The following is a 14,429-nucleotide window of genomic DNA, read 5'->3' on the forward strand; positions in this document are numbered from 1 at the left end:
CCATCTTCTGAGCTTTTGAGATAGGTGATTGTTTAGTCACAGCAAACTTTTATAGCCATAAAAATAAACTACCATAATTTCTTTGTACCCAACCCTCACTACTTCTTGGCCAGTACAGATGTTCTACCTATGGATGACATTGATCGCTGCCCTCTCCTCATGGACACTAAAGGCCGATCAATGTGCTATTTGTCTGGCTAACTTCCATAACCGTAATGAAGTGCCTGTGGTCGTCAAAACCGCATGTTGCGGCCAACTCTTCGATCTGGACTGTGTTTCGAGGTGTTTTGTTGATCAGCCCATCGGCTCACGCCGTTGCGCGATGTGTCGGCAAAACCCGATGCCTGTGGTAAATCAAAACACCAGTGAATCTCTCCCTGATACATTTTTCCCCGATCTGACGTTTTATAGCGCCTGCTCCAATGGGGATCTGGATCAGGTGGAAAGGTCACTGGCAGAAGGCGTCAATGTCAATGCCGTCGTGACTAATGGTTTCACCGCCTTGATGTTCGCATCCTATTATGGGCAAATGAACGTCGTCGAGCGCCTGATCAACGCCGGGGCGGACGTCAACATCGCCCGGAATGAGGATGGCGTCACCCCGCTATTCATAGCTGCCCAGACAGGCAATACCGGCTGCCTGAAAATCCTGATTGAAGCCGAAGCAGATCTCAACGCCCGGACCGAGAATGGCGCCACCCCGCTGTTCACCGCTGCACAAGAAAATAACATCGACTGCGTGAAACGCCTGATCAACGCCGGGGCTGATCTCAACGCCGCCCGGACCGAGGATGGCGCCACCCCGTTGTCCGCCGCAGCACAGATGGGCAATACCTATTGCGTGAAAGCCCTGATCAACGCCGGGGCGGATCTCAACGCCCCGACCAAGACGGGCGCCACCCCGCTGTTCTTCGCAGCGCAGGAAAATAAAACCGACTGCCTGCAAGCCCTGATCGAAGCCAAGGCGGATCTCAACGCACGAACTGAGCGTGGGGTCACCGCACTGTTCATCACCGCCCAAGAAAGTAACACCGACTGCGTACAACTCCTGATCAACGCCGGGGCAGATCTCAACGCCCAGACCAAGACTGGCGCCACCCCGCTGTCCATCGCAACAGAGATGAGCAATACAGAATGTGCGCAAGCCCTTATCAAGGCTGGAGCAAAGTAAAGAACTGAGGCAAGGAAGGCAGCGAAAGAAAGGCGTTGTGTTATCCAGTAACCACGGCTTTCAGAACCGAGTGTGCGCAACTCCTTATCGACTTCGGAGCGGATCTCAAAAGCATCCCTCCACTGCTCATCGAAGTCCTTAAGGGCAATACCGAGAAGGTGCGACTCCTGATTGCTGACAAGGCAGATCCGAACGCCGCCTTGTTGGATGGCACCCCCCCGCTGTACATGGCAGCTCAAGAGGGCAATACCCAGTGCGTGAATCTCCTGCTCAACGCTGGTGCGAATCCCAACACTGCCTTACCAACTGGTGCCACCCCGTTGTTCATCGCAGCCCTGAAGGGCAATGTCGAGTGCCTGAAAATCCTGCTCAACTTTGGAGCAGATCTCAAAGCCGCCAGATATAGGGATGGCGCGACTGCATTGTCCATCGCAATTGAGAAGGGCAACAACGACTGCACAGAAGCCCTTGTTGAGGCCGAGAAAGCAAATGAAGGGTACTGCGTTATCTTGTAAACACGGCTTTAAGGTGTTCCCATCTTCTGAGCTTTTGAGATGGGTGATTATTTGGTCACAGCAAACGGTGATAGCCATACAAATGAACTACTATACTCCTTTCGAACCTAACCCTTACTACTTACTTGGCTAGCACAGATGTTCTTCTTATGTATGGCGTTGCTCGCTGCCTTCTTCCCGACGACACTGGGGGCCGACATATGTCCTGTTTGTCTGGCTCCCTTCCATGGCCGAAGTGAAGAGCCTGTGGTCGTGACAACCCAATGTTGTGGCCAACGCTTCGATCTGGACTGTATTTCGAAATGTTTTTCTGAACAGCCCATCGGCTCACGCCGTTGCGCGACGTGTCGGCAAAACCCGATGCCTTTGGTGAATCAGAACACCAATGAAACTCTCCCGGATACATTTTTCCCCAATCAGACGTTTTATCTTGCCTGCTTATCTGGGGATCTGGATCAGGTGGAGAGGTCGCTGGCAGAAGGAGTCAATGTCAATGCCGCTATGACTAATGATTTTACGGCATTGATGTTGGCATCCACTATAGGAGACACAGACCTCGTCGAACGCCTGATCATTGCCGGGGCGAACGTCAACACTGTCCTTTCGAGTAGCGCCAATGCAATGCTCATGGCTGTTTTCATGGGTAATAGCGACTGCGTGAAACACCTGATCAACGCCGGGGCAGATCTCAACGTCGCCAGAACGTCGGATGGCGCCACACCACTTTCCGTCGCAGCCTGGAAAGGCAGTACCGAATGCGTGAAAGCACTGATCGAAGCCAAGGCAGACCTCAACCTCCCCAGGACTGATGGCGCCACCCCGCTTCACGTCGCAGCCCGCAGAGGTAATCACGATTGCTTGGAAATCCTGATCAACGCCGGGGCGGATCTCAACGCCGCCAGAACTTCGGATGGCTCCACCCCGCTGTCCATCGCAACCGAGATGGGCAATAGCGAGTGTGCGCAAGCCCTTATCAAGGCTGGAGCAAAGTAAGGAACTGAGGCAAGGAAGGAAGCAAAAAAAGGCGTTGTTTTATCCGGTAACCGCAGCTCTCAGGTGTTGCCATCTTCTGAGCTTTTGAGATGGGTGATTATTTAGTCACAGCAAACTTTATAGTCATAAAATTGAACTATCGTGCTTTTTTTGTATCTAAATCTGTATAGCTTCTTCTTAGGGTAGACATTAAGCTCAAAAAAGCTTCATTTCCAGCGGCAGAACTCACCTTGAACAGCCAAAATAAAGCTTCGCGAAAAGTATCAAGGCTGAACAAGATGAGTATCGCAAATAGTAGACTAGTTCAAAAAAACTGCTGACGTGTTTCGACCGGTCTGAACTTCTCAGTATGGCGGAACAGCTTGGTTTTACTATACGACAGCGAGATATCCGCCCCTTGGACTTTATCCTTTCACTGATTGATGCCCTTGCTGGTGATGGAAACTGCGATACTCAAGCCGATCTCCACCGTAAATTTAATGAGTTGACGGGGCTGAATGTCTCCTATCGTTCCTGGGCAAATCAAGCTAAAAAAGACGCGATGCCTGCTCTTGTCCTCTGGCTATGGGTGCAGTGTCTGGAAGTCTTTACCCGCAAAGTCATGGCGTTTGATGAGGACAGTCCATTTTCAGAGTTCGAGCACATTCTGATTCATGACGGCTCATCGCAGGCTGTCTACAATGCCCTAAAGGAAACATTTCCCGGCAGGTTCTCAACGGTCAGTCCTGCTGCTGTAGAACTTCATACGACAATGGATCTTCTTACCAACAATCTGGTGCGCGTGCAGCTCACTGAAGATACCCGTTCAGAAAGAGACTGTCTGCCACCACTGCCAACCTCCATGGCTAATATCCTGATGCTGATCGATGCCGGTTATTTTGAGTTGGAACGCTTTGCTGCCATTGATGATCGGGAAGGTTCTTTTATCTGCAAGGCACCTCAGAGTATCAACCCGACGATACTCAGCGCAGTACGGGAGGATGGCAAAAATCTGAATCGCTACAAAGGGAAAAAACTTAAGGAAGTGTTGTCTGGCTTCCCTAAAGATCAATGCCTCGACCTGGATGTAGAATGGCCAGGATTCAAAGCCTGGCCATATCGTTTGGTTGTCCGCTGGAATGACAGGAAACTGAAATGGGTATTCGTTGTAAGCAACCTTAACCGGGTTGAGTTCACCCTGAATGAAGTACTTCAGGCCTATCGTCTACGATGGCAAATAGAGCTTATCTTCAAAGAGATCAAGTCCTATTCAGGGTGGCATCGTTTTAACACTAAATCAGCGACACTGGTGTTTAGCCTGATTCTGATGTCCTTCGTGGTTGTGACGTTGAAAAGGTATCTTGCCCATGCTGCACAGGCGAACCTCTATGAAAGTGGAGCCATTGAAGAAATCTCGACGCATAAGGCGATGAAAAGTGGAACCCGACTGTTTGGTAATGTCATTTTATCCCTTATGAATGCAGGAAAGTCTCTGCTCTCACATACAAGGAAGCTGCTCAACTTCTGGGCAGATAATGCGAAACGTGAACACCCTGCACGAGATGGTTGTTCAGGGCGTACAAGATTAGGTCTTTGTGCTGTGGGTGGGGCTTAATGTCTACCTTAAGATAGCTTCTTAAAAAAACACAGAGGTTTTACTTATGAATATCAATACTCTCTCCCCTTTCCTCATGGGTACTGACGTAAGTTCGAAGGACGATGTCTGTGCTATTTGTTTGGAAAATTTCCATGGCCACGGTGTGGCGCCAGTGGACGCCGACGAAACCGAATGTCTAACCCATTGTGGCCACACATTCCATCTGGTCTGTCTTACGAGTCAGTATTTTACAAAACCTATCGGCTCACGCGAGTGCGCAATGTGTCGGCAAGACCCGATGCCTGTGGTGGGTAAGAAAATCGGTAAATCTTACCCGGATAAATTTTTCCCCGACGAGACGTTTTACGATGCCTGTCTTCAAGGGGATTACGATCAGGTGGATAAGTCAATGGCAGAGGGAGTCAATATCAATGCCGTTATGAAATATGGTCTCACTGCCTTGATGCTGGGATCCTGTAGTGGGAACAGGGCAGTCGTCGAACGCCAGCTCAAAGCTGGGGCAAAGGTCGGCGCTACCAGAACTGAGGATGGTGCCACCGCGCTTATTATTGCAGTCCTGGAGGGCAATACCGAGTGTGCGCAACTCCTGATCGACAAAGGGGCGGATCTCAAAGGCATCCCTCCACTGCTCATCGAAGTCCTCAAGGGCAATACCGAAAAGGTGCGAATCATGATTGCCGATGGGGCAGACCCCAACACCGACTTGTGGGGCACCACCCCAGTGTTTACCGCAGCACTGAAGGGCAATACCAAGTGTTTACAACTTCTGATTGAAAAAGGGGCGGCTTTTGACACTGCCAGAGCTTCGGATGGCTTCACTCCACTGTCCATCGCAGTCTGGAAAGGCAAAACCGATTGCGCGGAAATCCTGATCAAAGCCGGGGCGGATTTAAACGTCCGGACTAACGGTGGCTATAACATGTTGTTTCTCGCTGCCCAAGAAAATAACACCGGGTGCGTGAAACTCCTGATCAAACACGGGGTGGATCTCAACGCCGCCGGGACTTCAGAGGGCACCACCCCGCTCTACATGGCAGCTCAAGAGGGCAATACCCAGTACGTGAAACTCCTGCTCAACGCCGGTGCGAATCCCAACACTGCCTTGCCAGAGGGTGTCACTCCACTGTTCATCGCAGCCGAGAAGGGCAATGTCGAGTGCCTGAAACTCCTGCTCAACTTTGGAGCAGATCTCAAAGCCGCCAGATTTAGGGATGGCGCAACTGCATTGTCCATTGCAAATGAGAAGGGTCACAACGACTGCGCAGAAGCCCTTATCGAGGCCGAGAGAGCAAAGAGAGCAAACGAAGGGTACTGCGTTATCCTGTAACCACGGCTTTCAGGTGTTCCTGTCTTCTGAGCTTTTGAGATAGGTGATTATTTAGTCACAGCAAACTTTTGTAGCCATAAAAATAAACTACCATAATTTCTTTGTACCCAACCCGCACGACTTCTTGGCCAGTACAGATGTTCTGCCTATGGATGACATTGATCGCTGCCCTCTACTCATGGACGCTAAAAGCCGATCAATGCGCTATCTGTTTGGCTAACTTCCATAACCGTAATGAAGAGCCAGTGGTCGTCAAAACCGGATGTTGCGGCCAACTCTTCGATCTGGACTGTGTTTCGAGGTGTTTTGTTGATCAGCCCATCGGCTCACGCCGTTGCGCGATGTGTCGGCAAAACCCGATGCCTTTGATGAATCAGAACACCAGTGAATCTCACCCGGATACATTTTTCCCCGATCAGACATTTTATATCACCTGCTCCAACGGGGATCTGGAGCAGGTGGAGAGATCACTGGCAGAAGGCGTCAATGTCAATGCCGTTATGACTAATGGTTTCACCGCCTTGATGCTCGCATCCTGTTATGGGCAAATGAACGTCGTCGAGCGCCTGATCAATGCCGGGGCGGACGTCAACATCGCTCGCAATGAGGATGGCACCACCCCGCTATTCATAGCTGCCTATGAGGGCAATACCGGCTGCCTGAAAATCCTGATCCAAGCCGAAGCAGATCTCAACGCCTGGAATAAGAATGGCGCCACCCCGTTGTCCAGCACAGCGCTGATGAGCAATACCGATTGCGTGAAAGCCCTGATCAACGCCGGGGCGGATCTCAACGCTGCCTTGCCGAATGGCATTACCCCCTGTCCATCGCAACCGAGATGCGCAATACCGAGTGTGTGCAAGCTCTTATCAAGGCTGGGGCAAAGTAGGAAACTGAGGAGAGGAGGAGAACACATCAAAGGCATCGTGTTATCCAGCAAACACAGCTTTAGGGTGATTCCACCTTCTGAGTTTTTGAAATGCTTGAATATTTAGCCACAGCAAACTGTGATAGCCATACAAATGAACTACCATACTCCCTTTGAACCTAACCCTTACTACTTATTAGCTAGCACAGATGTTCTTCTTATGTATCGCATTGCTCGCTGCCTTCTTCCCGACGACACTGGAGGCCGACATATGTCCTGTTTGTCTGGCTCCCTTCCATGGCCGAATGAAGAGCCTGTGGTCGTGACAACCCAATGTTGTGGCCAACGCTTCGATCTGGACTGTATTTCGAAATGTTTTTCTGAACAGCCCATCGGCTCACGCCGGTGCGTGATGTGCAGACAAGACCCGATGCCTGTGGTGAACCTGGACACCAGTGAATCTCTCCCGGATACATTTTTCCCCGATCAGACCTTTTTTGATGCCTGTTATGACGGGGATTTGGATCAGGTGGAGAAGTCACTGGCAGAAGGGGTCAATGTCAATGCCGTTACCTCTGATGATCTCGCGGCCTTGATGATGGCATCCTATGGGGGGCATACAGACGTTGTCGAGCGCCTTATCAATGCCGGGGCAAGCCCCAACGCCGCCCGATCATGTGGTGCTACCGCGCTGTACTTCGCTGTCCAGGAAAATAACCCCGACTGCGTGAAACTCCTGATCAACGCCGGGGCGAATCCCAACGCCGCCAATACCTCGAATGGCGCCACCCCGCTGTCTATCGCAATCGAGATGGACAACGTCGACTGCGCATTGGCCCTTATCAAGGCCAAGACTCCGAAGAGAACAAATGAAGGGTACTGCATTATCCTGTAACACGGCTTTAAGGAGTTCCCATCTGCTGAGTTTTTGAAATTCGTGATTATTTAGTCACAGCAAACTTTGATAGCCATACAAATAAACTATCATGATTATTTTGGACCTAAACCGCGCTGCTTATTGGCTAGTACAGATGTTCTACCTAAAGGTCACATTGATCGCTGCCCTCTTCTCATGGACACTGAAGGCCGATCTACTTGAAATTTGTCTGGATTGCTACCGCTACCATAGCCGTAGTAGAGAGACTGTGTTCGTCATCACCCGATGTCGCCACTTCTACCATCTGGACTGCATTACGAGGCAATTTGTTATTCAGCCCACAGGCTCTCGCCAGTGCGGGTATTGCCGACAAAACCCGCTCCCTGTTTTGCATTGGCATACCGGTGAATCGTACCCGGATACATTTTTCCCCAATCAGACCTTTTATGATGCCTGTTATGACGGGGATTTGGATCAGGTGGAGAAGTCACTGGCAGAAGGAGTCAATGTCAATGCCGTTATGACCGATGATTTCACATCCTTGATGTTGGCATCCTCCGGAGGGCACACGGACGTCGTTGAACGCCTTATCAACGCCGGAGCAAACGTCAACGCCGCCATGACCTCGAATGGCGCCACCCCGCTTTTCTTCGCAGCTTGGAAAGGCCATACCGATTGCATGAAAATCCTGATCAACGCCGGGGCGGATCTCAACGCCGCCAGGACTTCGGATGGTGCCACCCCGTTGCTCGCCGCTGCTGAGAAAGGCAATACCGTATGTGTGAAAGCACTGGTCAACGCCGGGGCGGATCTCAACGCCGCCAGGACTTCGGATGGCGCCACCCCACTGTCCATCGCAACCAGGTTGGGCCATACCGACTGCGTGGAAGCCCTTACTGCGACCAAAGAAAGGAAGGAAACAAAAGAAAGGCATTTTGCTATCCAGTAAAAACAGCTTTCAAGTGTTCCCATCTTCCGGTTTTTTGATATTCATGATTATTTGGTCACAGCAAACTGTGATAGCCATGTAAATGAACTATCATGCTTATTTGGATCTAACCCGTGCTTATTGACCAAAACAAATGTTCTTCTCGTGGATGGCATTGCTCGCTGGTCTCTCCCCCTGGAAACCGGAGGTCGATCAATGTCCTATTTGTTTGGCTTGCTTCCAAAGCCGTGATTCAGCGCCTGTGGTTGTCAAAACTCAATGTTGTGGCCGACTCTTCGATCTGGATTGTGTTTCAAAGTGGTTTATTGATCAGCCCATCGGCTCACGCCGTTGTGCGATGTGTCGGCAAAACCCGATGCCTTTGGTGAACCAGAACACCAGTGAATCTCACCCGGATACATTTTTCCCCGATCAGACATTTTTTCGTGCCTGTTTAGACGGGGATTTGGAACAGGTGGAAAGATCACTGGCAGAAGGAGTCAATGTCAATGCCGTTATGACTAATGATTTAACGGCCCTGATGTTGGCGTCCTATGGAGGGCACATGGACGTCGTCGAACGCCTTATCAACGCCGGGGCGAACCCCAACGCCGAACATTCGAGTGGCGCTACCGCGCTGTACTTCGCTACTCAGGAAAATAACTCCGACTGCGTGAAACTCCTGATCAACGCTGGGGCTAACCTCAACGCCGCCATGACTTCGGATGGCGCCTCCCCGCTTTTCATCGCAGCCCAGAACGGCAATGCCGACTGCCTGAAAATCCTTATCAACGCCGGGGCTAACCTCAACGCCGCCACGACTTCGGATGGCGCCACCCCACTTTTCATCGCAGCCTGGAAAGGCTATACCGATTGCCTGGAAATCCTGATCCGCGCCGGGGCGGATCTCAATGCCTTCAGGACTTTGGATGGCGCCTCCCCGCTAGGCGCCGCTGTTGCGAAAGGCAATACCGAATGCGTGAAAGCACTGATCGAAGCCGAGGAGCATCTCAACGCCCTGGACTAAAGGTGGCTCCACCCCGCCGTCCATTGCAACCAAATTGGACAATGCCGTCTATGTGAAAGTCCTTATTGAGTTCGAGGCAAGGAAGGGAACAAAAGAAAGTCGTCGTGTTATCCAGTAACCACGGCTTTCAGGTGTTCCCATCTTCGTGTTTTTTGATATTCATGATTATTTGGTCACAGCAAACTGTGATAGTCATACAAATGAACTACCATACTTTTTTTGTATCTAACCCAAGCTACTTATTGACCAACACAGATGTTTTACTTATGGGTGGCATTGCTCACTACCCTCTCCCCGTCAGCAGTAAAGGCTGATCAATGTCCTATTTGTCTGGCTGACTTCCATGGTCGAAGTGAAGCGCCTGTGGTCGTCAAAACCCAATGTTGTGGCCAACGCTTCGATCTGGACTGTATATCGAGGTGTTTTGCTGATCAGCCCATCGGCTCTCGCCGGTGTGCGATGTGCCGACAAAACCCGATGCCTTTGGTGAATCAGAACACCAGTGAAGCTCACCCGGATACATTTTTCCCCGATCAGACGTTTTATCGTGCCTGTTTATTCGGGGATCTGGACCAGGTAGAGAGGTCGCTGGCAGAAGGAGTCAATGTCAATGCCGCTATGAATGGTGATTTCACGGCCTTGATGTTGGCATCCGCTATGGGACATATAGACGTAGTCGAACGCCTGATCATTGCTGGGGCGAACCTCGACACTGTCCTTTCGAGTGGTGCCACTGCACTGTTCCTCGCTGCTAACGCGGGTAATAGCGACTGCGTGAAACGCCTGATCAACGCCGGGGCGGATGTCAACGCCGCCAGAACTTCGGATGGCGCCACATCACTTTCCGTCGCAGCCTGGAAAGGCAATATCGAATGCGTGAAAGCACTGATCGAAGCCAAGGCGGACCTCAACCGCCCCAGGACTGATGGCACCACCCCGCTTCACTCCGCAGCCTATAAAGGTAATAACGATTGCGTGGAAATCCTGATTAACGCCGGTGCGGATCTCGACGCCCGGATGCAGAATGGCTCCACCCCGCTGTTCGTAGCTGCACAAGAAAATAACGCCGACTGCATGAAACTCCTGATCAACGCCGGAGCGTATCTCAACGCCGCCAGAACTTCGGATGGCGCCACCCCTCTGTACATGGCAGCCCAGATGGGCAATATCGACTGCGTAAAACACCTGATTGCCGCTGGGGCGAATCTCAATGCCGCCAAGACTTGGGATGGCGCCACCCCGCTTTTCATCGCAGCCTGGAAAGGCAATATCAATTGCCTTGAAATCCTGATCCACGTCGGGGCGGATCTCAACGCCGCCAGGACTTCGGATGGCTCCACCCCGCTGTTCGCGGCAGCCATCAGGGGCAATACTGAGTGCGTGGAAATCCTGATCAACGCCGGGGCAAACCTCAACAGCCTGACTAAGCTTGGCACTACCCCGCTGTCCATCGCAACCCGGAAAGGCAACACCGACTGCGCGAAAGCCCTGATCAAGGCTGGAGCAAAGTAGGGAACTGAAGCAAGGAAGAGAACAAAACAAAGGCGTTGTGTTACCCGCTAAACACAGCTTTCAGGTATTCCCAGCTTCTGTGTTTTGCAATGCGAGATTATTTAGTCACAGCAAATTTATCAGCCATAAAACTGAATTATCGTACTTTTTTGGTGTCTAAGACTCATGTGGATAACTCATTGAATAAAATAACGAGGAGGTTTTACTTATGGATGCCATTACTCACTCCCCTTTCCCCGTGGGAACTGACGTAACGTCGACGAACGATGCCTGTCCTATTTGTTTGGAAGATTTCCATGGTCGCGATGTGACGGCTGTGAGCGTCAAACCTGTATTTCAAACCCAATGTGGCCACCGCTATCATGTGGACTGTATTACGCAGCTATTTCTTAAAGTAGCCATAGACCACCGCCAGTGCGCGTATTGTCGGGAAGACCCGTTCCCTGTGATGAATTTGAACACCGGTGAATATCACCAGGCTAAATTTTTCCCCAATCTGATGTTTTACCGGGCCTGTGAATACGGGAACCGGAGAGATGTGTATAGGGCGTTGGCAGAAGGCGTCAATGTCAATGCCGTCATGAATAAGAATACTCCCTTGATGTTGGCAACCAGTGAGGGGGATGAGGTGATCGTCGGTCGCCTGATCAAGGCCGGGGCGGACGTCAATACCGCCCGGACTGAGGACGGCGCCACCGCGCTGATGATAGCTGCCCAGCTTGGCAGAACCAACTGCGTGAAACGCCTGCTCAAGGCCAGGGCCGATATCAACGCCCGAACGGTTATGGGCGTCACCCCACTGTACTTTGCTACTGATAGAGCCAATACCGACTGCGTGAAACACCTGCTCAAGGCCGGGGCAGATCGCAACATCCCCAAGACTTCGGATGGCGCCACCCCACTGTTCATCGCTGTTTCAAGAGGCTATGTCAAGTGTGTGGAACTCTTGATCAAAGACGAGGCAGATCTCAACACCCGGTTTAGGGATGGCAACACGCTGCTACTCATCGCGGCCTTTAAGGGCAATAGAGGCTGCATGAAACTCCTGATCAAAAATGGGGCGGATCTCAACGCCGCCTTGCCGGATGGAACCACCCCGCTGTTCCTCGCTGCCCAAGAAAATAAGTACAGCTGCGTGAAACTCCTGATCAAAGCCGGGGCGGATCTCAACGCTGCCAGAACCAGTGATGGCGCCACCCCGCTGTCCATCGCAATCCTAAAGGGCAATAACGAGTGTGCGATAGCCCTGATCAAGGCCGGAGCAAAATAAGGAACAGAGGAAAGGCAAGGGAACAAAAGAAAAGTGCTGTGTTATCCAGTAATACGACTTTCAGGTGTTCCTATCTTCTGGATTTTTGAAATTCGTGATTATTTAGCCGCAGCAAACTTTGATAGCCGTACAAATGAACTAACATACTCCCTTTGAACCTAACCCATAATACTTATTGGCTAGCACAGATGTTCTACTTATGGGTGGCATTGCTCACTACCCTCTCCCCGTCAATAGTAAAGGCTGATCAATGTCCTATTTGTCTGGCTTACTTCCATGGTCGAAGTTTAGCGCCCGTGGTCGTCACAACCCAATGTTGTCGCCAACGCTTCGATCTGGACTGTATTACGAGGTGTTTTCTTGATCAGCCCATCGGCTCACGCCGGTGTGCGATGTGTCGGCAAGACCCGATGCCTGTGGTGAATCAGAACACCAATGAATCTCACCCGGATACATTTTTCCCCGATTGGACATTTTATGATGCCTGTTATGACGGAGATTTGGATCAATTGGAGAGGTCACTGGCAGAAGGAGTCAATGCCAATGCCGTGATGGTTAATGGTCTCACTGCCTTGATGGTGGCATCCATTATGGGGCACACGGACGTCGTCGAACGCCTGATCAACGCCGGGGCGAATCCCAACGCTGCCAGAACTTTGGATGGCACCACCCCGCTTTTCGTCGCAGCTTTGAAGGGCAATACCGATTGCCTGGAAATCCTGATCAACGCCGGGGCGGATCTCAACGCCGCCAGAACTCCGGATGGCGCCACCCCGCTTTTCATCGCAGCCTGGAAAGGCTATACCGATTGCGTGGAAATCCTGATCCACGTCGGGGCGGATCTCAATGCCACCACGACTTTGGATGGCTCAACCCCAGTGTCCATCGCAATCGAAATGGGCAATACCAACTGCGTGAAAGTCCTTACAGAGGCCGAGGCAAAGTAGGGAAATGAGGTAAGGAAAGGAACAAAAGAAAGTCGGAGTGTTATCCAGTAACCACGACTTTCAGGTGTTCCCATCTTCTGGATTTTTGAAATTCGTGATTATTTGGTCACAGCAAACTTTGATAGCCATACCAATGCACTACCATACCTTCTTTGTATCTAACCCGGACCACTTATTGATAATGCAGATGTTCTATTTATGTATGGCATTGCTCGCTGCTTTTTTCCCGTCGACGCTGGAAGCTGATCAATGTCCTATTTGTCTGATTCCCTTCCATGGTCGAAGTGAAGAGCCTGTGGTGAATCAGAACACCAGTGAATCTCTCCCGGATACATTTTTCCCCGCTTGGACATTTTATGGTGCCTGTAACACTACCCATTTCGTGCTCCATAGCCTCCAACAGATTGTCAATGTCAAGCTGGTCAAACTGTCGTTTGGTCAGCAGTTCACGCTGTTGGGTCAGCCATTGGGTGTAATCGGTTTTGTAAAATCAGTCATTGTCAGCCTCCGGCAGCCAGTCTTCAGTCGTGGATGTGGATATTGACGCCATTTAGCGGATACCAGTCTTCTGTCATTAACTGGTCAAACGACCAGGGGCACCCATTGGGAAAACTGCTATTGTTCAGGCGTTGTGCTTCGCTTCTGGCGTAGCTGTTCATTCCCCTGATCGCTCTTTGTTTGGCTTTGGGGTAAGCCTCAGATAGTGTTTCATCCACTTTGGATCGTACACAAGGATTCTCTTCGATCAGGGATTCGATTTCTGATCTTGAATTGTCAATACTGGTCAACCAACTATGAATGAAATACATATTGCAACCATCCTTCAGTACCGTCGTCTGGTACTCACATTTAAGTAAATGAAGAATCAGATTGGTAAGAAGATTTCTTAACTCACGAATATGATCATTAAGGCCCAACTCTAGCTCTCCCAACAAATTCTCAATGTCAAGCTGGTCAAACTGTCGTTTGGCAAGCAGATCCCGCTGTTGGCTCAACCATCGGTGGTAATCAGTGTCATACAAGTTTTCCATAAATACCTCCATTGCCCTACCACTGTAGGCAAATAACAGAAGGGAATCAAAATGAATTACCAAAGCACAGATGCCTTTGTCGGGGGCTTTGCCCGTGGTTTTGGGCTGGTCAATTCGGCCATTGATGCCAAAGAGAACCGTCAGTATCGCAAAGAAATGATGGGGATGCAGAAAGAATTGTATGATCGCAAGATTCAGAGAGGCAACTACGACTGCGAAAAAGTCCTTATCGAGGCCAGGCAAGGGAAAGGAATGAAAGCATCAAGTTGTGTTATCCAGTAACCACGGCTTTCAGGCGTTCCCATCTTCTGGATTTTTGAGATACATTTTTCCCCGATTGGACATTTTATGGTGCCTGTAATACCA

Annotated in this window: 15 protein-coding genes; 14 read left to right on the top strand and 1 reads right to left on the bottom strand. The window is 50.7% G+C overall.

The window, feature by feature from the left end:
* Positions 1–118 precede the first annotated feature (118 nt).
* The 13 genes from ACOMG9_RS21995 to ACOMG9_RS22055 all read left to right on the top strand — a co-directional run bounded on the left by ACOMG9_RS21995 (position 119) and on the right by ACOMG9_RS22055 (position 13,576).
* Positions 119–1,171 (top strand): ankyrin repeat domain-containing protein, encoded by a 1,053-nt coding sequence (locus ACOMG9_RS21995; protein ID WP_448218482.1) that lies wholly within the window; start codon positions 119–121, stop codon positions 1,169–1,171.
* Between the two features lie 35 nt (positions 1,172–1,206).
* Positions 1,207–1,686 carry an ankyrin repeat domain-containing protein gene (locus tag ACOMG9_RS22000; RefSeq protein WP_494529419.1) on the top strand — a complete coding sequence of 160 codons (480 nt, stop codon included), beginning with the start codon at positions 1,207–1,209 and terminating at the stop codon, positions 1,684–1,686.
* Between the two features lie 138 nt (positions 1,687–1,824).
* Complete coding sequence (locus ACOMG9_RS22005) at positions 1,825–2,679, top strand: ankyrin repeat domain-containing protein (protein ID WP_448218484.1); 855 nt, start codon at positions 1,825–1,827, stop codon at positions 2,677–2,679.
* Positions 2,680–2,995: 316 nt separating this feature from the next.
* Positions 2,996–4,273 carry an IS4 family transposase gene (locus ACOMG9_RS22010; RefSeq protein WP_448218607.1) on the top strand — a complete coding sequence of 426 codons (1,278 nt, stop codon included), beginning with the start codon at positions 2,996–2,998 and terminating at the stop codon, positions 4,271–4,273.
* Positions 4,274–4,319: 46 nt separating this feature from the next.
* Positions 4,320–5,603, top strand: coding sequence for an ankyrin repeat domain-containing protein (locus ACOMG9_RS22015; RefSeq protein ID WP_494529420.1), 1,284 nt, complete (start codon positions 4,320–4,322; stop codon positions 5,601–5,603).
* 137 nt (positions 5,604–5,740) lie between these two features.
* Complete coding sequence (locus ACOMG9_RS22020) at positions 5,741–6,598, top strand: ankyrin repeat domain-containing protein (RefSeq protein WP_494529421.1); 858 nt, start codon at positions 5,741–5,743, stop codon at positions 6,596–6,598.
* 144 nt (positions 6,599–6,742) lie between these two features.
* Positions 6,743–7,366, top strand: a complete 624-nt coding sequence (locus ACOMG9_RS22025; protein WP_494529422.1) for an ankyrin repeat domain-containing protein — start codon at positions 6,743–6,745, stop codon at positions 7,364–7,366.
* A gap of 136 nt (positions 7,367–7,502) precedes the next feature.
* On the top strand, positions 7,503–8,297 hold the full coding sequence (locus ACOMG9_RS22030; RefSeq protein ID WP_494529423.1) for an ankyrin repeat domain-containing protein: 795 nt from the start codon (positions 7,503–7,505) through the stop codon (positions 8,295–8,297).
* Positions 8,298–8,430: 133 nt separating this feature from the next.
* Positions 8,431–9,303, top strand: coding sequence for an ankyrin repeat domain-containing protein (locus tag ACOMG9_RS22035; protein ID WP_494529424.1), 873 nt, complete (start codon positions 8,431–8,433; stop codon positions 9,301–9,303).
* 255 nt (positions 9,304–9,558) lie between these two features.
* Complete coding sequence (locus ACOMG9_RS22040; protein ID WP_494529425.1) at positions 9,559–10,815, top strand: ankyrin repeat domain-containing protein; 1,257 nt, start codon at positions 9,559–9,561, stop codon at positions 10,813–10,815.
* Between the two features lie 208 nt (positions 10,816–11,023).
* Positions 11,024–12,085, top strand: coding sequence for an ankyrin repeat domain-containing protein (locus tag ACOMG9_RS22045; RefSeq protein ID WP_448218492.1), 1,062 nt, complete (start codon positions 11,024–11,026; stop codon positions 12,083–12,085).
* A gap of 188 nt (positions 12,086–12,273) precedes the next feature.
* Positions 12,274–13,032, top strand: a complete 759-nt coding sequence (locus ACOMG9_RS22050; RefSeq protein ID WP_494529426.1) for an ankyrin repeat domain-containing protein — start codon at positions 12,274–12,276, stop codon at positions 13,030–13,032.
* Between the two features lie 187 nt (positions 13,033–13,219).
* Complete coding sequence (locus ACOMG9_RS22055) at positions 13,220–13,576, top strand: hypothetical protein (RefSeq protein WP_494529427.1); 357 nt, start codon at positions 13,220–13,222, stop codon at positions 13,574–13,576.
* Here ACOMG9_RS22055 and ACOMG9_RS22060 read toward each other — a convergent pair.
* A complete protein-coding gene (locus ACOMG9_RS22060; protein ID WP_448218494.1) occupies positions 13,554–14,063 on the bottom strand; it encodes a DUF29 domain-containing protein in 510 nt (169 codons plus the stop codon). The two genes, ACOMG9_RS22055 and ACOMG9_RS22060, sit on opposite strands and share 23 nt — an antisense overlap.
* 51 nt (positions 14,064–14,114) lie before the next feature.
* Between ACOMG9_RS22060 and ACOMG9_RS22065 the strand changes: the two genes are divergently transcribed.
* A complete protein-coding gene (locus tag ACOMG9_RS22065; protein ID WP_494529428.1) occupies positions 14,115–14,345 on the top strand; it encodes a hypothetical protein in 231 nt (76 codons plus the stop codon).
* Positions 14,346–14,429 lie beyond the last annotated feature (84 nt).

The sequence above is a fragment of the Endozoicomonas sp. PH6C genome, assembly GCF_059322965.1.